15 protein-coding genes are annotated in these 22,150 nt (G+C 40.4%); 9 read left to right on the top strand and 6 right to left on the bottom strand.

What is annotated here, in order from left to right; translation table 11 throughout:
- Positions 1 to 2 precede the first annotated feature (2 nt).
- Together GR929_RS20370 and GR929_RS20365 are read left to right on the top strand one after the other, a co-directional pair.
- The gene (locus GR929_RS20370; protein WP_159523392.1) at positions 3 to 1,184 is read left to right on the top strand and encodes an ABC transporter permease; all 1,182 of its coding nucleotides are present in this window, start codon (positions 3 to 5) and stop codon (positions 1,182 to 1,184) included.
- Between the two features lie 6 nt (positions 1,185 to 1,190).
- Positions 1,191 to 2,399: an ABC transporter permease gene (locus GR929_RS20365; RefSeq protein ID WP_159523389.1), complete on the top strand. Its 1,209-nt coding sequence runs from the start codon at positions 1,191 to 1,193 to the stop codon at positions 2,397 to 2,399.
- A 52-nt stretch (positions 2,400 to 2,451) separates the two neighbouring features.
- Here GR929_RS20365 and GR929_RS20360 read toward each other — a convergent pair whose 3' ends face one another.
- The 6 genes from GR929_RS20360 to GR929_RS20335 all read right to left on the bottom strand — a co-directional run bounded on the left by GR929_RS20360 (position 2,452) and on the right by GR929_RS20335 (position 12,402).
- Positions 2,452 to 3,384, bottom strand: coding sequence for a magnesium transporter CorA family protein (locus tag GR929_RS20360; protein WP_159523387.1), 933 nt, complete (start codon positions 3,382 to 3,384; stop codon positions 2,452 to 2,454).
- Between the two features lie 235 nt (positions 3,385 to 3,619).
- A complete protein-coding gene (locus tag GR929_RS20355) occupies positions 3,620 to 6,100 on the bottom strand; it encodes an AsmA-like C-terminal region-containing protein (RefSeq protein WP_159523385.1) in 2,481 nt (826 codons plus the stop codon).
- A gap of 116 nt (positions 6,101 to 6,216) precedes the next feature.
- A complete protein-coding gene (locus GR929_RS20350; protein WP_159523383.1) occupies positions 6,217 to 7,473 on the bottom strand; it encodes a competence/damage-inducible protein A in 1,257 nt (418 codons plus the stop codon).
- A 41-nt stretch (positions 7,474 to 7,514) separates the two neighbouring features.
- Positions 7,515 to 8,747, bottom strand: coding sequence for a M48 family metallopeptidase (locus GR929_RS20345; RefSeq protein ID WP_159523381.1), 1,233 nt, complete (start codon positions 8,745 to 8,747; stop codon positions 7,515 to 7,517).
- Between the two features lie 88 nt (positions 8,748 to 8,835).
- Positions 8,836 to 9,429: a class I SAM-dependent methyltransferase gene (locus GR929_RS20340; RefSeq protein ID WP_159523379.1), complete on the bottom strand. Its 594-nt coding sequence runs from the start codon at positions 9,427 to 9,429 to the stop codon at positions 8,836 to 8,838.
- Positions 9,430 to 9,486: 57 nt separating this feature from the next.
- Positions 9,487 to 12,402 (bottom strand): FAD-binding and (Fe-S)-binding domain-containing protein, encoded by a 2,916-nt coding sequence (locus GR929_RS20335; RefSeq protein ID WP_159523377.1) that lies wholly within the window; start codon positions 12,400 to 12,402, stop codon positions 9,487 to 9,489.
- A gap of 307 nt (positions 12,403 to 12,709) precedes the next feature.
- Here GR929_RS20335 and pta point away from each other — a divergent pair, with 307 nt between their 5' ends.
- From pta to GR929_RS20300, 7 genes are all read left to right on the top strand, one after another.
- A complete protein-coding gene (gene pta, locus GR929_RS20330; RefSeq protein ID WP_159523375.1) occupies positions 12,710 to 13,714 on the top strand; it encodes a phosphate acetyltransferase in 1,005 nt (334 codons plus the stop codon).
- A gap of 17 nt (positions 13,715 to 13,731) precedes the next feature.
- Positions 13,732 to 14,703: a 3-hydroxyacyl-CoA dehydrogenase family protein gene (locus tag GR929_RS20325; protein ID WP_159523373.1), complete on the top strand. Its 972-nt coding sequence runs from the start codon at positions 13,732 to 13,734 to the stop codon at positions 14,701 to 14,703.
- A gap of 132 nt (positions 14,704 to 14,835) precedes the next feature.
- Positions 14,836 to 16,044, top strand: a complete 1,209-nt coding sequence (locus GR929_RS20320; protein WP_159523371.1) for an acetate/propionate family kinase — start codon at positions 14,836 to 14,838, stop codon at positions 16,042 to 16,044.
- A gap of 184 nt (positions 16,045 to 16,228) precedes the next feature.
- Positions 16,229 to 17,137, top strand: a complete 909-nt coding sequence (locus GR929_RS20315) for a phosphate acyltransferase (protein WP_159523369.1) — start codon at positions 16,229 to 16,231, stop codon at positions 17,135 to 17,137.
- Between the two features lie 4 nt (positions 17,138 to 17,141).
- Complete coding sequence (buk, locus tag GR929_RS20310) at positions 17,142 to 18,236, top strand: butyrate kinase (protein ID WP_159523367.1); 1,095 nt, start codon at positions 17,142 to 17,144, stop codon at positions 18,234 to 18,236.
- Positions 18,237 to 18,525: 289 nt separating this feature from the next.
- Positions 18,526 to 20,658 (top strand): amino acid permease, encoded by a 2,133-nt coding sequence (locus tag GR929_RS20305; RefSeq protein WP_159523365.1) that lies wholly within the window; start codon positions 18,526 to 18,528, stop codon positions 20,656 to 20,658.
- Positions 20,659 to 20,785: 127 nt separating this feature from the next.
- Complete coding sequence (locus tag GR929_RS20300; protein WP_159523363.1) at positions 20,786 to 22,066, top strand: cation:proton antiporter domain-containing protein; 1,281 nt, start codon at positions 20,786 to 20,788, stop codon at positions 22,064 to 22,066.
- Positions 22,067 to 22,150: the final 84 nt, after the last annotated feature.

Genomic DNA, 22,150 nt, shown 5'->3' with positions numbered 1-22,150 from the left:
GTATGAAGGGACTGAAAGACCATCCCATATTTGCTGTTATTTTACGCGAAGTAGATCGGATTGCAAAGAATCCTGCTTATCGGTTTCTATTGTTTGTTGGCCCGTTGGTGGGGATTCTGTTACTGTTTTTTATTTTTCACCAGGGGGTTGCTAAAAAATTGCCCATTGCGGTGGTCAATCAAGACAATACTTCGCTTTCGATAAAAGTTAGCAATGCCTTAAATGCGTCGTCTGATGTGGCTGTTGTCAGAATTGTTGACGATATGTTTCAGGCCGAAAAGCTGCTGAAAAAAGGACTTGTCGAGGCCATTGTTCTTCTCCCCAAGGATTTGCAGAAAAATGTTTTACAGGGAGTTGAAGCTCCTGTTCCGGTGTATATTAACGGAACCAATGTTACGGTTGCAGGTGTCGTACAGCGTTCGGTGCTCACCACTTTGGGTACCTTTTCGGGAGGGGTGCAGCTAAAAAAACTAATGCTGGCCGGAAATACCCGCGAGCAGGCCATGGCACGAGTAATGCCCGTGAATATTCAGAAGCATATTCTGTTTAATCCGTATTCCAACTACGGGTATTTTTTAAACTCGGCCATGCTGTATTTTACCTTATTTCTTTTTGCTTTTATGAGTTCGGTGTACACCTTTGGTAACGAGTTGAAGCGAGGAACTGGTTTAGATTTGCTCGAATCGGGAAACAACAGCGTACGGCTGGCAGTGGTCGGCAAACTATTTCCATACACAATCATTTTTTCAGGATTTGCGATGTTTATTGCCTTTCTGCTTTTCAAGGTTGAAGGTATGCCCTTGAAAGGTAGTTTTCTGCTTCTGTTTGTAGGGCAGTTTATCACCATCCTGGCCTATCAAATGCTGGGATTGATGTTTGTTGCCGTTACCAGAAATATGCGTCTTTCACTGTCGGTGGGTAGTGCATACATTATGATGGGGATTACTTTTTCTGGATTAACCTTTCCGATAGAAGGCATGCCGCCACTAGTGCGGGCAGTTACAGCAATATTTCCTTTTACCTGGTGGGAGAAACTGCTGATTTCACAAGCTTTGCGAGGAGCTCCCATACGTGAGGCACTGCCTTATATCTGTTATATTCTAATTTTCATGCTAACGGGCCTTGCTTCATTTGGCATTTATAAACGCACGCTTGGTGATTCAACGCATTGGGGAAAATCTTAAGGTATCATGACGAAAGACAGAAAAATAAATAGTTTTGAATTGATAAACATTCATTTTAAGAATGAATTGAAAGCCATTTTTACCGACAGTGGGGCAGTGCTTATTCTTGTTGGCGCCTTATTGATCTATCCGATACTCTATTCGTTTGGCTATTTTAATGAGGTGTTGACTGATTTGCCCGTAGGTGTGGTTGATCTGGATCAAACACCCACCAGCCGAAAATACACCGCCATGTTGGATGCAACCCGCGATGTAAGTGTGGCCTATAATCCGCAGGACTTAACAGAAGCGGAAGAGTTGTTTATGGCCAATAAGATATCCGGCGTATTGCTGATTCAAAGAGACTTTCAGAAAAATATATTAGCCGGAGAGCAGGCAAATGTGGCCGTTTATGCTGATGGTAGCTACATGTTAAAATATAAAACGTTCTATCTGGCAGCTTCAACGGTGAATGCTTATTTTGGAGGAGGGGTGAGTGTAAAACGCTACATGGCCGAAGGGAAATCGTTTCGGCAGGCAAAAGTAGCCAGCAGTCCATTCGATGTGCAAACGCATATGCTGTATAATCCTTCGGGTTCGTACGGAAGTTTTATTATGCCGGGGTTAATTATCATTATCATTCAGCAAACCTTACTGATTGGAATCGGAATTTTAGGTGGTACGTTTTCCGAGTCGAAAGCTTCGCCATTTGTCCTTTCGCAGCAGAACCGGACCAAAGAGATTGTGCCTTTGTTGTTTGGTCGGGTGGGTGCTTATATTTTACTTTCGCTATTCAATATCTGTTTGGCCGTTATTGTGATTCACCACTGGTTTCACTACCCTGATAAAGCCGGGATGCTCAACGTACTGATGCTGCTATTTCCCTTTTTACTGGCTGTAATCTTTCTCGGAATCGGCTTGTCTACCTTATTTAAACACCGCGAGTCGGCCATCGTTTTTATGATGTTTTTATCGCCTATTGCGCTTTTTTTAAGTGGAATTTCGTGGCCGGTTTCTGCAATGCCGGATTGGTTGGTAGGCCTTTCGAAAATACTACCCGGAACGACCGCTGTACCTGCTTACTTGCGTTTGCGAACCATGGGCGTCAGTCTGATCGATATCAGGTCGGAACTATTTTTCCTTTATCGTCAGGCAGGGATTTATGCCGCGCTAACCATCGGCTACTTTTTTCTTCGGATTTATATTGATCGACGAAAACCAAGTAATGGAAACTAATTAATCGTCAGATTTTAAGTGACTACCTTTCTTCGCAGCCGGAAAGTAAACGCTAAAATAAATTCTTTTTCCAGAAGATAATTATACCCAGTAAGGCTAGCAAAATGGACCCCATTAGGATAATTGGAAATGCGTAAGCGTTTCCTTCCAGGTGGTTGGGGACATTCATTCCGTATAAACTGGCAATTAAGGTCGGAATCATCAAAATGATTGAGATGGAAGCCAGTTGCTTCATCACCACGTTGAGGTTATTGGAAATCACAGAGGCAAAAGCATCCATCATGCCACTCTGGATATCGGAGTATATTTGCGACATTTCCAGTGCCTGTTTGTTTTCGATGATCGCATCTTCCAGCAGGTCTTCATTCAGCTCAGTCATGCTTCGCTTTAGACCATTTCGCAGTCGGGCTAGTACTATCTCGTTGGCTTTTAGTGAAGTAATGAAAAACACCAGGCATTTCTCCATCTTCAGAAGCTTGTTGAGTTCCCGGTTACGAACCGATTTTTCCAGCTCGTTTTCAATTTGCGTAGTTTGTTGGTTAATCTGTTTCAGGTAGCGCAGATAAGCGGTTCCCGAGCGTAGAAATAGCTTGATAACAAAGTTTAAATCATCGTGCACCAATAGACTTTGCCCGCGGTAAAGCATCGGTTTTTCCAGGGGCAGCACCTCATTGCTTCTGGAACAAATAGTAATGGTTACCTCTTTAGATAAAAATATGCCCAAGGGTAAGGTATAATAAGGGACACCATTATTGGGATTGTCAACCGGAATTCGCAGGATAATTAACGACCAGTCTTCGTCGACCTCGTAACGTGGTCGCTCATCGGTATCCAGAATATCCTGAATGATATCAGCCGGAATTCGGAACTCTTCTTTCAGACGTTCAACTTCTGCTTTTGATGGATTAACAGCATTGATCCAACATCCTTTTTCGGCTTTTGATATTTCGGTGTACCCACCGAAGCTTTTAAATATTTTTAGCATGACTTTGCCTCCTTAAATCGGTTTGCAGGAGGCGCGAAAGCTCCCTACAGTGAGGTTAATAACTTATTTTTCGGGTGACCCGGGCCTTCGTCCATTTGACAGTTTGTTTTTATTATTGCGGTGCAAAGCTAGCTAAAACATATTCTATAAAAGAAGAAATTTATCTTTTATTTAGGAAAAAGGTTTTGTCCGATTTGCCTTTGTGTTGGGCAACACTATGGCAACCAGATGACAACTAGTTAAATAGTTTCTTTAACTTGTCACCAATATCTTTTACCGATTTTTCAATTCCTTCCTGAGTTGATTTCTTTACTTCTTCCTGAATCATTTTTTTTGCCTTACTTAAATCCATTTTCACTTGAGGATCGGTTAAGTTTCCGGTAATACCAACGGTAACCGGAATGAGGGTGATGTTATTTGATCCGGGAAGAAATCCCAACATGCTATTAATATCTCCACTTATATCTTCGCGGTTTACCTGAAAGTCCAATTTAATATCAAGCATTTGGTCCACCGTCAGATTTCCGTGCATCGAAACTTGCTGATCGGCTATTTTCGTTTGAAATGGTTTTAGTTCGATGTTTCCGTTATCAAAATTGAAATAGGCGGTGAAATCATCAACCTTCACATTCTTTAGCTTCTCTTTTTTGATGAAACTTTTAATTTGGTTGAAGGTGGGAGAGTCGATAATATGTAAGTTTTGTGTGTTGAAAAAACCGCTACCATCGAGGGTTGACGGAATGATATTGAGCTGTTCGTTCAATTGACCATTAAACTTTAAATCGGTGGAGAATTCCCCTTGGCTGCGTGCAGCAATTGGTAGGTAGCGCTGCACCAATCCGAACGATTGATAGGCGGCGGGAATCTGAATGTCACTGATATTCAAATTGAAATCAAATAAGGGTTTGTTTGCTGCGTTGCTTTTGTAACTGCCATCAACTGCCAGATGTCCTTGCAACAAGTCCATGTTCAGTTTTTTCAGTTTCAGTTGCTTGTTTTGTACCTCAATTAGGCCAACGATGTTTCTGATCTCTATGCGGTCGAACATTGCTCTGTTAATGCTTGAGTTAAAAGCTAAATTGAGGTTTGCCGGAACCTGAAATGCAAAAACACTATCGTTGGTTGTTGTTGAAACGGAATCGGCTTCAGCTGCCATTAGATTGGACAATTCATTAAAATTAAGGTAGTTTGATTGCAAGGAGAAATTTCCTTGCAAGGTTTTGTCGAGCAAGAAATAAGGAAGATAATTGGTGAGTTTGCCATTTAGCGCAAAATCACTTTGACCGGTTTTCGCATTGAAAGAGCTGATTGTGATCGACGTATTATCAACTTTTACCGAGCCGGACTTTATTTCAACTGCTTGAGTGATTTGTGGTGTTTTTACTTTGAAATTGCTAAAAGTAAACGCCCCATCGGAAGCGATTTTCTCGTAGTTTTCATTCTCAATGGCCGACATTCTCCCTTTTACACTCAGGTTGCCATCCATTATACCTTGCAGTTCGATGCTGTCCATGGGGATCACACTCGTTAGTCGGGTAAAATCAATTTTTCCTTTAAAAGATGCATCAAATGCCGGATCGCTCATAGGATGCGTTAGTGTTAGGCGTGCGTCAACGGGGTTTTCACGAATTTGTGCATGCGCATTCGAAATATTCACGGTTAGCAAATCCAATTCTCCCTGTGGCTTGGAGATTTTTCCATCCAATGAAATACGTTCGATCTTGTCGGGAGCATTGGCATATTGCAGGGTTGCATCTTGCACATACAGGCGAGCATCAATTTCAGGATAGTTATCTTCGTAAAACCAACCTTTTACCTGCCCTTCAAATCCTGCTTCGCCGGTGGTTTGAATGTCTTCTAAATAGCAGCTTTGATACGATTTGGGAACCATAGCTAGTAAGGTTGCAAAGTCGCTTTGTGGTTGCTTAAATTGAAGATCGAAATACATGCTGTCTGACGGCATTTCAAAACGCCCGCTCAAGTCGAGCGGCAGCTCATTTAAATGGATGGTTGATTCGCCGAATTCAAAGTTCATCTTATCGTAGTCAGCCATGAGTTGGCTATTCACTTTTAAAACGGTATTGGCAATATATTCGGTTGAATCGTATTCGAGCCTAAATTCTCCAATTTCAGCATCCAGATCAAATTTTGTAATTGTTCCTTCCAATGTTCCGCTGGCATCGAGGTTGGAATGCAAAAGCCCAACGACAGTTGCCGTTGATGCGTCTCTGTAAATTAAACTTAGGTCGCGAATCTCAATGTCATTCAGCGAAATGGACATCCCGCTCTCACTCGTTCCTGTAGTCTCCGTTTCTGTTGTTTCCTTGGCAATGTCCCAATTTACCTCGCTATTTGCATTAGCCAATAAATTGATTTGCGCCTTGTTCAATCGTAAACTCTGTATGGTGAAATCTTCTCCGTTAATTAAATCACTTAACGAAATATCAGTAGCCAACGACGCCATTTTCACCAAGGTGTCTCCTTCAAATGGATTAATTCCGGTTACGGTCAGTCCTTCAAGTTCCATGGTTACATTGGGAAAATTTCTCCACAAGTTGAGATTAAAGTCTGCAAATTCAACTTTCGCATTAACATTTTCATTCAACGTTGTTTTTACCTTGTTTAGTAGTGGCTTTTTAAAAACGATTGGAACTATGATGATTGCAGCTATTAGTAACAGAATAATGATGGCTATGGTAATGAATACTTTCTTCATGGGTTTATTGATTGATTATAATTTGTGGTTGTTCGATCTCATTTGTGTTTATATAAAACGAGTTTTACGCAAAAGAATTACATGTAAATGATAATTCATGTTCTTTAACGAAAGAATCATGCCAAATGTGGGTTTTCGAATAATATAAGCTTTCGAAGCAGGTCAATTGCTGCTTGCGAGGAACGTAAAATATTGCGCTCGCGGTTATGCGCAAAAGTATAACGCTCCAGCTTGATATTCTGTTTACTGATAACGGCAATCCAAACGGTGCCAACGGGTTTTTCATCTGTTCCGCCGTCGGGGCCTGCGATTCCTGTTGTAGCTATGGCGTAATCGGTATCCAGTGCTTGCTGCACTCCTTGGGCCATTTGCAGAGCGACTTCTTTGCTCACTGCTCCATATTTTTCCAGCTCATCGGCACTTACTTTCAATAGGTGTTGTTTGACTTCATTCGAGTAAGCAATAATACCGCCTTTTAAATAGGATGAACTGCCGGGATTAGCGGTAAACATATGAGCAATATTCCCTCCGGTGCAACTTTCGGCAATTCCCAAAGTCAATTTAGCTGAAGTTAAAAGCTGTCCGGTTACTCCTGCCAAAGAATCGGCGTTGTAACCAAAAAAGTTTTCAGCAATTAAAGGTTTCAGAAGCTCAATCTGCTGGTGAACTTCCTTTTTCAGCAGCTCCATTTCTTTTCCGTAGGCACTCAATCTTAGTCGAATCATCAGCTGGCTGGGTAAGTAGGCCAGTTTAATAAAGTCGGGTAGGGCGGCTTCCCATTCTTCCAGCTTTTCGGCAAGCATTGATTCGGGAATGCCATAAACCAAAACCGTTTGATGATAGATAGACCTGGCTTTCCCATTTTTACTGAGTCGCGGAAGCACTTCCTCGCTCATAATACTTTTCATTTCGAATGGAACGCCCGGCATTGATACAAATATGGTGTCATTCTTTTCGAACCACATTCCCGGAGCAGTACCGGTGGAATTAGTCAGAACCGTGCATTTGTCGGGAACCAACGCCTGATCTTTATTCAGCTGATTCATGGCGATATTGCGTTTAGTCAGTCGCTCGGTTACCCGTTGTAACACTTCCTGATTGATTACCATTTCAGAGTCAAAGTACTCGCAAAGCACCTTTTTGGTGATGTCGTCTTTTGTTGGTCCCAATCCTCCGGTAATTAAAACCAGATCAGCATGCTTCTCGGCACTGGCCAATGCTTTTAGAATATGCTCATGGTCATCATGCACCGATGTGATCTGAAAAATCTCTATTCCATGTAAATTGAGTTGTTCACCCATCCACGCGGAGTTGGTATCAACAATTTGTCCGATTAGTATTTCGTCTCCTATCGTTATAATTTCTGCTTTCATGCTATTTGTTCTGAATTCAAAGTTTCGGATTTCAAGTTTTCTTACCCTCTCTTTTCCAATGCTTGCAGGCGTTGCAATAGTGTTGGATGCGAGTAATGCACAAACACGTAGGCCGGATGTGGGCGAAGGTTACTTAGATTTTTAACCGATAGCTTTTTTAATGCAGAGGCCAATGGTTTACCGTCATAATGTTCGGCTGCAAAAGCATCCGCTTCGTATTCATTCTTGCGCGATAGCATATTCATACCAATTCCAATTATGGAGGACAGAGGTGAATATAAAATTCCAAACGCAATTAGTCCGATGTGAAAATTGGGTTCTGCTACGCCAAGTGCCTCTGAAAGAGTCGGGCTATTGATCAAGAGGGAGAAGACAAAAAGCATGAATCCGGTTTGCAAGATACCAATGATTAAGCTCCAGATAATGTGTTTCTTTTTGTAATGTCCAATTTCGTGAGCCAGTACGGCAACCAGCTCCGGGATCTCCATGTCATTGATTAAGGTGTCGTAAAGCACAATTCGTTTTTTTGCACCCAATCCGGCAAAGTATGCATTAGCTTTCGTTGATCGTTTGCTGCCATCAATCACATAAATATTGTCGAGTTTAAAGCCGACTTTACCGGCAAAATTTTGAATGGCTTGCTTCAATTCACCATCTTCCAAGGGAGTTTGTTTGTTGAACAACGGAACAATCAAGCTCGAATAAAACATGGCCATAAAAATGGAGAATACACTGATGACGATCCAGACATAAAGCCAAAACCATTGCCCGGTTTTTAGGTAGATGAAAATGATTAAGGCCAGTAAACCACCTCCAATAACAGCGCCCAGTAGCCAGCCCTTAATTTTGTCGAGTACGTATGTTTTTGCCGTTGTTTTATTAAACCCGAATTTCTCCTCGATAACAAAGGTGCTGTATAAATCGAATGGGGTGTTGAGAATATCGGATGCCAGCATCAAAATACCAAAGAAAAGCAGTGCTGACCATATCGGATTACTCGAAATATCCATCGCCCAGTCATTTACCAAAGCAAAACCCTGAAAGAAAAACATCAGCATGATCAACAAGAAACTAAACGAACTGGTCAACATACCAAACCGATGGTTGGTTTTAGAGTACAGCTGTTGTTTTCGATATTTTTCTTTGTCATAAATGTCTTTTACTTCGGCGGGCAATTGATTGCTCCAGCGAGTGGTATTTAGATAGTCGAGGTATCGTTCGAGAATAAAATCGAAGACCAGAATTCCTATAATGATCCAGAATAAAGTTGTCATTGTTGATTGTGTTTTAAAATGCACCCAAAGGTAGAAAAGCCATACAGATTGTCAGGTTTTCTACCTTTGATTTATGTTTATTTAAGAATTATTTGGTTGCTACCAGTCGAATAACGTCGGCTCGACCTTTATGAAATGGCCCTTCGTCTAAAACAACTTCTTGTTCAGTAATCTCCAGTTTTGAGAAATTAGCAAAATCTGCTTGCAGCTCTTTTTTCGAAAAAAGCATGCCGATGTCTTGCGGACCACCGGTGTTGTTCTTAATTTGCTTTTTCGAGAAACCCTCTAAAATTAACGTTCCACCGGCTTTTAGGTAGCTCGCTAGTTTTTGGTGGTAGCTATTTCTTTTGGTCGCAGGCATGTGTGTAAAAACTAAGCCCATACAATCAAACGATTCATCTTTCAACTCAATGGTGTCGTAGGAGTGGATTAAGTATTCAAACTCGACCTGAAGCTGCTGCGCCAATTTTTCGGCTTTCTTTTTGCCTTCAACACTTGGATCGAAAGCGGTGACTTGCCAACCTGATTTTGCTGCGAATGCCGCATTTCGTCCTTCTCCTTCGCCCGGGAGCAGTATTTTACCCGGAGTTAATTTTTGTAGTTCTTCTTTTAGAAAATTGTTTGGTTCGATACCATATACATATTCTTTGCTTGAAAAGCGTTCGTCCCAGAAATTATTCATGAATCTATATTTTTACGAAATAACAAGAGTCGTTACTGTTTGTTTGTATTGTCAGGTTTAACTTAAAGCATCATACAAAACTTCAACCGGATGCAATACTTTTCGCCCGGTTCCTTCCAGAATCTGATGTCGGCATGAAGTTCCCGGTGCTGAAATAATCTCTTGCTGTTGGGCTTCGCGCACTGCCGGGAATAAAACCAATTCACCAATTTTTTGGCTGAGCTCGTAATGTTCCTTTTCATAACCAAAAGAACCGGCCATTCCACAACAGCCGCTTGGGATTTCGGACACGATATAATTCTTGGGGATTTCCAACATTGTTTTTGTAGAGGCGGTACTTGCAATCGCTTTTTGCTGACAATGGCCATGCAGTTTGATTGCCTGTGTTGCTTCGGTGAAAAGCGATTGATCAATCTTTCCTTTTTCAAATTCGGAAGCAATAAACTCGTCAAAAAGAAAGGTGTTTTTGGCTAATTCTTTTGCTTTGTCTTTAAACTGATCGTCAACCAGCTCCGGGTATTCATCTCGAAAAGACAAAATTGCAGATGGCTCAATTCCGATTAAAGGAGTTGAATCGCTTACCAATTCTGTTAGTTGCTGAATGTTTTTTGTGGCAATTCCTTTGGCGGTTTTTACCAGTCCTTTTGACAGGTATGTTCTGCCACTTTCGCGATGTTTCGGAATTTCAACTTCGTACCCCAACTTATTGAGTAACAAAATCGCTTTGATTCCGATGTCACTTTCGTTTTCGTTGGTAAACTCATCAGCAAAAAGATAGACTTTTCCCTTGCTTAAGCCGGAGCTTGATCGTGGTTTGGTGTACCATTTTCGCAAACTCAGCTTTGAAAGTTTTGGAAGGTTTCGTTCCGGTGCAAAACCAATGGCTTTTTTTAGTGTATTGGTTTCCATTATGAAATTGGTTAAGCCACGAAAAGGCCTACCTAATCTGTTTAATTGCGGCAAATAAGCAATCAACCGGGTGCGTAATGGGATACCGTGAATTTCGTAATAATGCTGTAAAAATTCAGCTTTAAACTTGGCCATATCCACATTCGATGGGCATTCGGCTTTGCAGGCTTTACAGGAAATACACAGATCCAGGATGTTGTAAATCTCCTCATGATCAAACGGATTGCTTTTATCTGAGCGGGTTAAAAATTCGCGCAGCACATTGGCTCGTCCCCGGGTGGTTTTGTCCTCATCTTTGGTGGCCATATAAGTCGGGCACATGCTGCCACCAATCAGAACACTTTTACGGCAATCGCCCGTTCCGTTGCACTTTTCAATGGCTCTTAAAAAACCTTTGGTTTCGGAGAAGTCAAAGGTAGTGTCAATCTTTTTTGTTTCTCCAATTAAATACCGGAGATTTTCAGTAATGGGAGGGGTGTCCACTATTTTTCCGGGATTTAAAATATTGTCCGGATCCCAGGTTTGTTTCAGCTTTTTAATGAGTTGGTAGTTTGCCTCGCCAAGCATAAACGGGATAAATTCGCCACGTAATCGGCCATCGCCGTGTTCGCCACTCAACGAACCTTTGTATTTTTTCACCAGCGCTGCAATCTCTTTGGCAATGGTGTGGTACAGCTGAACGTCTGCTTCATCTTTCAAATTTAAAAGAGGACGTAAATGTATTTCACCGGTTGCAATGTGGGCGTATTTCACACAGCTTAATCCATATTTAGCCAGAATTTCATCAAATTCCTTCATGTAGTCAGGCAAATAATCGGGTGCCACGGCGGTATCTTCAATTACTGTTGTACTTTGCCTATCGCCCGCAATATTCGATAACAGGCCGAGCCCTGCTGTGCGAAGAGCCCATACACGTTTGATCATGTCGTTGCCTAGTACCAAAGGAAAATGGTAGCCAAGTCCTGCTTTACGAAAGTCCTTTTCAAGGTTTTGAGCAATACGGTGAATTTCTTCTTCTGTATCTCTGGCAAATTCAATCATCAACATCGCTTTCGGATCACCCTGAACGAAAAAGCGGTTTTTACGTTGTTCAATGTTCTCCTTTGTGCAGTTCATAATGATGTCATCCATCAACTCGATGGCACCCGGGTTGTGTTTTAGGGCAACCAAGTTGCCAAGGTAGGCTTCTTGCAGGCTATTAAAATGAGCGCAAACTAATCCCTTGTGTTTTGGAGGAAGGGGAATTAGGTTGAGTTTGATTTGAGTGGTGAATGCTAATGTTCCTTCACTTCCGGCCAGCAGTTTGCAAACGTTAATTGGTTCTCCATTTTTTGTAAACGGATCGGTCTCAAGCAAGATGTCGATCGCATACCCGTTGTTTCGTCGTTTTACTGTTGGGGCAGGATACTCGTTCCTGATATTTTCCTGGTTGTTGGTATTTGAAAGCGTTTCATACAGGTTCTTATAGATTCGCGTTTCCAAACTGTCGTGTTTGTCATTGCATTTAGCAAGAAATTCCTCCGTATTCAACGTTTTAAAAACAACATCCGACCCATCAGAAAGAATGCAGTCTGCTTCCAGAATATGATCGCGGGCACTCCCATAGATCAGCGAATGCAGTCCGCAAGAGTTGTTTCCCACCATGCCGCCAATACAACAACGGTTGGCGGTTGACGTTTCGGGTCCAAATTGTAATCCGTGTGGAGCCAGATACATATTTAGTTCTGTCAGGTTTACTCCCGGTTCAACAATCACCCACCTTTCATCGACATTGAGTTCAATGATCCTGTTCATGTATTTAGAAACATCAATCACAATACCCTTTCCTACAACCTGACCGGCAAGCGATGTTCCGCCGGCTCGCGGAATTACTGAGGTTTTGTGCTCCCGGGCGAAGTCAATAATTTGGCGGATGTCTGCTTTATTTCTTGGTTTGCAAACAGCTTGTGGAATTTCCCGGTACGATGAAGCATCGGTGGCGTAAATAACCTTTTGCACATTGTCTGTATAGACATCACCATCCAGTTTTTGTTTTAATTCCAGAAACAAATCATTTGTGTTCATAGAAGAATTCTTGGTGCGACGAACAAAATTATCAATTTATTTGAGCTGAAAGAATATTCAGATTCGATTAATTCTCAATTAATTTTCAGAAAAAATTAACATAGCATATGTCTACATGCGTAAAGCTAGATAGATCAATGCAATCGATTGCTCAAATTGTTGTTGTTTTTCATCTAAATAGCTATAAGTCCTTAATTATTGGAGGGGTTAACAAATAATTAGCACACATTGGGGATATCAACTGGTAATTTTCCTTACTTTTGTATTTGAATATTTTACTCAAAAGTTAAAAATCTTAAACTTTCAGATGAAACTACTTGAACGTGTTATTAAGAACGCCCAAAGTTATCAAAAGCGTATTGTTCTTCCAGAAGGATTAGAACCCCGGACTCTGAGAGCCACAGAAATCATCTTAAATGAAAATATTGCCCGGATTACTTTATTGGGAAATCCGGGAGAGATTATGCAGGCAGCCGAAGACCTGGGAGTCAATATTAAAGGTGCTGTACTGATTGATCCGAAGACTGACGAACGTCGGTCAGCCTATGCTGACTTGATGGTTGAAATCAGAAAATCAAAAGGATTGACTAAGGAACAAGCATTGGAAATGTTGAACGACCCGTTGGTGTTTGCTCCGTTGATGATTAAAAGTGGTGATGCAGATGGAGAAATAGCCGGTGCAATAAATGCAACAGGTGACGTCCTCCGTCCGGCTTTCCAGTTTGTAAAAACATTGCCGGGAGTGAGTGTTGTTTCCGGTGCTTTCCTGATGTTTGTAAACGATCCTCATTTTGGGCATGATGGAATTTTAGTTTTTGCCGATTGCGCAGTAATGCCCGATCCTGATGAACGACAGTTAGCCGAAATTGCGGTGACCACTGCTGGTACCGCAAAAGCTCTTGTTGGCATGGAACCTCGGGTGGCCATGCTGAGCTTCTCGACTAAAGGAAGTGCGAAGCACGAACGTGTTGACAAGGTGGTAAATGCCACAAGAATAGCTAAGGAGCTAGATGGCGAGTTAAAAATCGATGGTGAATTGCAGTTGGACGCAGCGCTTATACCAGAGGTTGCCAAGTTAAAAGCTCCGGACAGTGAAGTTGCTGGTCGTGCAAACGTATTGGTTTTCCCAGGACTTGAAGCAGCAAATATTGGTTATAAATTAGTACAACGTTTGTCGCAAGCAGAAGCTATTGGTCCTGTATTACAGGGAATGGCAGCTCCGATTAATGATCTGTCGAGAGGTTGTTCGGTGAGCGATATCGTAAATATGGTGGCAATTACCTCTAACCAGGCTGCTGCAATGTTCAAATAAATTTAGTAAAAGTTAAAATGGCTAGTGAATTAATACATGAACCAATTGAAGAATTTGGTTTAATAAAGAAAAAGGTATCAAAGTCGCTGTTTTCTAAAATTGGTATTGTTGGATGTGGACTTGTCGGACAGAATATTGCCCGTGTAGCGAGTTTCTACGGTATTGAAGTTGTCTTCATCGAAGTCAGCGAAGAAAAGGTACGGGAAGCATACAAAAATATCGGTAAAATCCTTGACAATCGTATCGAGCATTGGGGATTAACCGAAGGTGAAAAAAGAGCAATCCTGGCAAGGATCAAAGGATCGTTAGATTATAAAGATCTTGCAGGATGCGATTTCGTGGTTGAAGCCATTCGTGCTGTTGACCGCGGTGGAAAAATCAAAGAGCGTAAAAAGATTTTCAAGAAGATTGAAAAAGTCGTGCATCGTGATTGTATTATCGGTACAAACTCAACGACTATCGTTATAACCGAGCTTTCTTCTGAAATGAAACACAAAGACCGTTGTGTAAGTCTGCACTTTCTGGTTTCGTCTCGCGAAGCCCGTATCATGGAGGTTGTAAAAGGGCTTTATACATCAGAAGATGCATATGATAAAGTTTGCAAGTTTGTTAAACTTATCAATCGTAAAATTGTACCTGTCGAAGAATCAGCTGGATTGGTCAGTGTTCGTCTCTTTGTTGTCTTGTTAAACGAAGCTTGTGAAATCTTGTTGGAAGGTGTTGCGAATATGGAAGACATTGATGCAACAATGAAAATAGGTCTTGGAATGAGATTAGGGCCTTTTGAAGTAGCTGATAAAATGGGATTGGATAAAATTGTTCGCTGGATGGAAAATATCTACAGTGAATTTGGCGATGTTCATTACAAACCATCTCCTTACATTAAACGCCTTGTTCGGGCCAAACAGTTGGGTATAGCTTCAGGAAAAGGATTTTATGAGTATGATGAGGATGGTAATCGGATTAAAGGTTCAGCCAATAATTGTTAATAATCAATCTCAAAACTTTGATCAAACAGGAGAACGATTATTAGGGAGCTTCATGCGTTGGTCTCCTAAATCAAAAAAAAGAGAACAGCTTAATACGAAAATTGCACCTCGTTAAATTGAAAAAATATACACATGAAAATTCTGGTTTTAAACTGCGGTAGCAGTTCAATAAAATATCAGCTCTTCAGTATGGATGACCAATCGGTTATTGCAAAAGGAGGAGTAGAAAAAATAGGCATGAAAGGTTCATTTTTGAAGCACAATCATGCTGACGGACGTAAAATAATGTTTGAAGGGGAAATTCTGGATCACAAAAGTGGTATCGAATACATTCTGGGAATTTTGACCAGCCAAAAGTATGGTTGTTTGGAAAGTCTGGAAGAAATTGATGCTGTTGGACATCGTGTTGTTCATGGTGGTGAGTATTTCCATGACAGTGAATTGATAACTAATGAAGTTATCGATGCCCTTGTGAAATGTACTGATTTAGCGCCTTTGCATAATCCGCCAAACTTAAAAGGTATAGAGGCTATGGAAGAGCTAATTCCCGGGATTCCCCAGGTTGGTGTTTTCGATACTGCTTTTCACCAAACCATGGAGCCTAAATCATACATGTACGGTATTCCGCATGTGCTGTACGAAAAATATAGCATTCGCCGTTATGGTTTTCACGGAACCAGCCATCGCTATGTTACAAAACGTGCATGTGATCTTCTGGGACGTGATTACGAAAGTCAGAAGATTATTTCTTGTCACTTGGGTAATGGAGCTTCTGTTGCCGCCATTAAAGACGGCAAGTCATACGACACCTCCATGGGGTTTACACCTCTTGAAGGATTAATTATGGGAACCCGTTCCGGTGATTTGGATATTGGTGTCGCAACTTACATCATGGAAAAGGAAGAACTTGGATTGAAATCGGCCAATACGCTGTTTAATAAGCACAGTGGCATGCTTGGATTATCAGGAGTATCTTCTGATATGAGAGAAATTGAAGAAGCTGCCGAAGAAGGGAACGAACGAGCCAGAATCGCTTTAGAAATTTACGATTACCGTGTTAAAAAATATATCGGTTCATACATGGCTGGTATGGGCGGATTAGATGTGTTGATTTTTACTGGTGGAATTGGGGAGAACGCGGATACCACACGTAAAGGAGTTGCCGGGGATTTGGAAGCCTTGGGAATCAAGATTGATCCAGAGAAAAATAACGGATTCCGCGGTGAGGGGGTTATCAGTACTGATGATTCTCCGGTTACGGTTATCGTTGTTCCAACCAATGAAGAATTAATGATTGCCCTTGATACTGAGAAAAAAGTATTGAGCCATGCCAAAGTGTAAGTTTTACATTTGATATTACCGAAATCTGAAACTTCAAAGTACAATATATTTTACAATTAACATCCGATGCATTTATGTGTCGGATGTTTTTGTTTTATGGGGTTTTATAATATTTTTTAGATTGACTTTTGTTCTGTATTTTCAATCATTTTTATCGTAATTTTCAAGTCCATAAAGTACTGTTATGAGTGTAAAACATTTATCAGATCTGTATCAATTAGCTAAAAATAAGAAATCGATTAAAACGATTGTCGTTGCTAATGGGATTGATGAACACAGCATTGAATCTGCCTGGAAAGCTCATCAGCTGGGTATTGTCAGAATTGCACTAACGGGAGATCGTGAGCGAATAGAGGATGCCTGCAAAAGACTGGATATCGTCATCGGCGAGTTGCAAATTATTGATGCTCCAGATGATGAGGATGCAGTGCGGAAAGCTGTTGAAATGGTACGAAAAGGGAAAGCAGATATTTTGATGAAGGGGTTGATAAATACCGATAAATATATGCGGGCGATTTTGAATAAGGAGCTGGGGCTGGTTAATTCGGGAGATCTAATAACACACATCACTTTGTTAGAAAATCCCAATTATCATAAACTGCTTTTGGCTAGTGATGTGGCGATTATTCCATTTCCCAGTCTGAAACAAAAAGAAGTGATGATCAGGTATCTAATTGAAGTTGGTCAGAAACTGGGAATAGATGAACCGAAAGTGGCTATAATTGCACCGACAGAGCAAGTGATTGAGTCAATTCCATCGTGTGCAGACGCTGCTAAATTGAAAATTAGAGGAGAGAGTGGCTTTTTTTACGGAGGTATAGTTGATGGTCCCATGGCACTTGACGTAGCTTTGGATTCAGAATCGGCAAAAATTAAAAAAATCACTTCCCTTTGTGCCGGAGATGCGGACTGTTTGCTTTTCCCGAACATCGATTCAGGAAATGTTTTTTATAAAACCAACACTAAGCTTTGTCATGCCAACCAGGCCGCCGTGGTTTTCGGTGCAAAAGTTCCCATTGTTTTATCATCGCGGGGAGATGACACGCAAACAAAGTTAAACTCGATTGTGTTAGCTGTATTATTGAGTAATTAGAACTATGGATGAATACCGAATATTAGCCATTAATCCGGGGTCGACATCAACTAAGTTTGCTGTGTATTTTAACGAAGAATGCAAGTTGAATAAGACATTACGTCATTCGATCGATGACTTGTCTCGTTACACAAACATATTGCAACAATTTGATTATCGTAAGGGGATGATTATTGATTCTCTGGTGGAAGAAGGTTTTGAGGTGGATCGCATCAAATATATTATTGGTCGAGGTGGTTTGACCTATCCTCTGGAATCAGGCGTTTATTTGGTAAACAACGAAATGCTATTGCATGCCAGCCAGGGAGTTTACGGCCAGCACGCCAGCAACCTGGGGCCTTTGATTGCTGATTACATAGCCAACCAAATACCCGGAGCTCAGGCTTTTATTGCCGATCCGGTGGTTACTGATGAAATAAGCGATATTGCTCGAATTACAGGTCATCCAAATTTCGAGAAGAGATCAATCTTTCATGCGCTGAATCAGAAAGCAACAGCTCGTTTTCATGCTAAAAAACAAGGTGAAATATATGAAGATATGAACCTGATTGTTGCTCATCTGGGAGGAGGTATTTCCGTTGGAGCACACCAAAAAGGACGCGTTGTGGACGTTAATAACGGCTTGGATGGAGATGGCCCGTTTAGCCCGGAGAGAAGTGGGGGATTACCAACCGGCCAGGTAATCGACTGGTGTTTCGATAGTAACATGACTAAGGACGAAGTTCGTCGCATGGTGGTTGGAGAAGGTGGCTATGTCGCTTATTTAAAAACCAACAATGCGAAAGAAGTTGAGGAGCTTGCTGGTCGGGGAGATGCGCAGGCAAAGTTGATTCAGGACGCTATGGCCTACCAAATAGCAAAATCAATTGGACAAATGGCTGTTGTTTTTGACGGCGTTGTGGATGCCATTTTGCTAACCGGTGGTGTTGCTTACAATAATTATTTAACAGATTACATTCGCAAAAAAGTACAATTCATTGCCGAGGTATTCGTTTATCCAGGTGAAGATGAATTAGAAGCATTGGCAAAAAATGCCCTGAGAGTAGCTCGGGAAGAAGTTGTAGCCCAAAAATATCAGCCCAGATATCCGAAGGGATAATTTAGAAATATTTACAATTTTAACAATAACACATCATTGTGCCGTTTCAATTTTCATGTTGAGCAAAGGTGTCTCATCTATAGTTAAATAGCGATTCCATTATATTGACATTGGTTTGTCAACATTCTTTTTCTGATTGATTTTTTGAGATCAGCTTCAATACTTTTATTCTCCTATCTGTTATTCATGATAGTTGTATTTTAGTGATCTAATTTATTTGGGTATGAAAGACAGTCGTGTTCTAATCAGTTCGATTTTCTTGTCTAATTCAATTTTTCAACGGTGAACTATGAAAAAAACTGAAAAACTAAAAAAGGAGCTTGGATTATTTGATGTGTTTTCAATTAGCACAGGAGCAATGTTTAGCTCAGGATTTTTTTTGTTGCCGGGGTTAGCGTCTCAGTATACCGGACCATCTGTTTTTGTCGCTTACCTGTTTGCCGGATTACTAATTCTTCCGGCGATGTTTAGTATTGCTGAAATTTCAACAGCGCTTCCCCGGTCAGGAGGAGCTTATTTTTTCCTTGATCGGAGTTTAGGTCCATTAATGGGTACCATTGGAGGTTTAGGTACCTATTTCGCCTTGGTTTTTAAAACAGCTTTTGCGATTGTTGGAATAGGTGCTTACGCCGCTATTTTTTGGGATGTCCCTGTTAAAACGATTGCGGTGGCAGCTACTTTTTTCTTTATGGCATTGAATCTAATTGGTGCTAAAAAAACCTCGCGAATGCAGAGCTTTTTAGTTGTCTTTTTGTTGGTTGTTTTAGGAACTTTCGTTTTTGACGGTCTTTATCGAATATTTTTCACTGTTGGCGTGGATAAACCTTCGATCAACACTCATTTTAATCCTTTTTTCACCAATGGTTTTGAAGGACTGATTACAGCGGCTGGCTTTGTTTTTGTTTCTTATCTAGGATTAACAAAAATTGCAAGTGTCGCTGAAGAAATCAAAAATCCGGAAAAGAATATCCCACTGGGCATGGCTTTATCACTGATCGTTACTTCGCTCATATACTTTCTCGGAGTCTTTATCATGGTTTCGTTGATCCATCCCGATGAGTTCGCAGTTGATTTGGCACCTGCAGCAAGTGCTGTAAAAGTATTATTTACATGGTTACCAGGAGATTTGGGAACCTATCTGATGATCGGTGCAGCTATGGCTGCTTTTGCTTCCACCGGTAATGCAGGCTTACTGTCTTCTTCTCGTTATCCATTTGCAATGGGAAGAGACAAGTTGTTTCCTGCCTTATTTTCGAAAGTTGGAAAGAAAGGAACTCCCGTGGTTTCTATCGTAATGACCACCGCATTAATTGTCATCTTCATTCTTGTTTTATCAGAAGAAGGAATTGCTAAACTAGCCAGCACATTCAACCTCATTATCTTTTTACTTATAAATTTTGCAGTGATAGTTTTTCGAAGTAGTAAAATAAGTTCCTATGATCCGGGATTCAATTCTCCGCTGTATCCCTGGATGCAAATTGCAGGTATGCTTATCTCTCTGGTTTTAATTGTATTTATGGGATGGGGAGCTATTCTGTTCAGTTTTGTTATTATTTTATTGGCTTCAATGTGGTTTTATTATTATGCCAAGAAAAATGTAAAGCGTGAGGGAGCGATTTATCACTGGTTCGCACTTTTAGGACAGCACCAACATGTCGAGCTTGAAAATGAATTTATGACAATATTAAAAGAAAAAGGATTAAGACAGGGAGATCCTTTTGATGAATTAATCATTAACTCCAAGATTACTAAAATTAAGCAGGAGAACATGACTTTTGAAGAACTGGTTGTTCAGGTGGCTGGCTGGCTTTCTTTTCAACTCGTTGTTTCTAAAAAGGAGCTTATTGATGACTTCCATGCGCTATCAGCCTTTGACTCCTCATTGATTAAACCTGAAGTTGCAATCTTACATGCAAAAAACAGCCGGATAAAAAAGCCGTTGCTTCATGTAATACTCTTCGAAAAAGGCATACCTAAACCAGTGGCAAAATCAGGAATTCAATCAGAAGATAATATCAAAATATTTTTCTTCCTTGCCAATCCTGAAGGTGAACCCAGACTTCAATTGCGCATGTTAGCTCGGTTAATCGACATTGTAGAACGCGAAGATTTTGTGAAAGAACTCTTGAATAAAGATAATGATCGGAGTATCAAGGAATACTTGTTGCACAATGAACGTTACATCACAGTTCAATTATTGAGAAACACAGTTCAATCAGAATTGATTGGTAGGTATTTAAAGGACGTAGTTTTCCCGGAAAATGTTCTTGTTGCACTGGTTGAACGAGATGGGCTCTCGTTTGCACCCCATGGAAATACCTTGCTAAATAAGAATGACATATTGACTATTATCGGAGAACCTCAATCGATCTCCAGGTTGTATAAACAATATATGCAAGCGGAATTTAAAAGTAAGAAGTAGGACCTTGATCTTAAGTAGAGTATACTTGTGATCTCGAAAAACTAGCAGAACTAGGATCAGTTTAGCTTACTTTGTTCAGGCATATTTCAGGCTAATTGTTATATTCGGCTAAAATAAAATTTAGTGAATGAGTGCTTACTTATTTGTAATTAGCTTGTGTGTTGTTGTTATTATTTCATTCTTCTTTAGTTTAATAGCTAAAAGAACCAATTTGCCGAGCGTGCTAATGCTCATCCTTCTAGGAGTTGGAATTCAACAAGTATTGCTCTATTTCGGGATTGAGCCTCAATATTTTAATACCCTCGAGGTGTTAGGTATCGTAGGTTTGATTATGATTGTACTGGAAGCGGCGCTTGACTTGGAATTGAAGAGAGATAAATGGCCAATTATTTGGAAATCATTTGTTATCGCGTTTGTTTCTCTCGGATTTTCCAGTGTATTAATCGCTTTTGTAACCCAATTATTCATTCAAAACCTGGATTTCATTTCTGCATTGATTTACGCCATTCCTTTTTCGATAATGAGCAGTGCGATTATTATTCCAAGTGTGTCTAATTTATCAAAGGACAAGCGGGAATTCATGATTTACGAGAGTACATTTTCTGATATTCTTGGTATTATGTTTTTCTATTTTTTAATTGAAAATGTGGATGCAAGTGGTGCCGGAGAAGTTGCAATTGCTCTCGGAAGTAATATTTTCCTTACGCTTATTATCTCGGTTGTTTTAAGTTATGCCTTAACGTATATTATTCAAAACATAAAAACAGAGGCTAAGTTTTTCTTGTTTTTGGCTGTTTTGGTTTTACTTTATGCCGTTGCAAAACTGTTCCATTTGTCTTCTTTGCTAATTATTCTCATGTTTGGTTTATTACTTCGCAATCATAAAGTACTACTGTGGGGAAAATTAGAACGATGGTTAGATGATGAGGCTATTGATGGTTTGTTCGAGAATTTTAAAATGATCACGATTGAAAGTTCCTTTTTAGTGCGAACCTTTTTCTTTGTCGTATTTGGAATCAGCTTGTCGCTTAATACATTGGTGAATTGGGAAGTTTGGATCATGAGTGGCTTGTTTTTAGTTATTCTTTACCTGATTCGGTATGTCATGTTTTTTGCAGTAGAACGAAAGGACATATTTCCGCAAGTGTTTTTAGCACCACGAGGTTTAATCTCAATTTTGTTGTTCTTTGCTATTCCTGAAGATTTTAAAGTGCCTGAGCTCGAAAGTGGTGCGTTGTTGGTTGTAATTATTTTTACCAGTCTGATTATGGCTTGGTCACTGATTTCTGAAACTGCTAATGCCAGGTTGAAGAACAAAGAAAAAGATATTAAAATAGCGCAGCAGGAGAAACTACCCTTTCAGAAAATTAAAGAGAGTAAACTTACTGATGTTTTTCACAATAATTGATGAGGCTGCAGGATTGTTTAAGGCAATAGAATCGGAAAAAGTTAACAAGCAAAAATGATTGGATTTGCACCATTAATACTATTA

Source organism: Sunxiuqinia indica (assembly GCF_009847015.1).
In the GTDB taxonomy this organism is placed as follows: domain Bacteria; phylum Bacteroidota; class Bacteroidia; order Bacteroidales; family Prolixibacteraceae; genus Sunxiuqinia; species Sunxiuqinia indica.
Note: the sequence above shows the minus strand (reverse complement) of the source record. Positions and strands in the feature narration are given on the sequence as shown.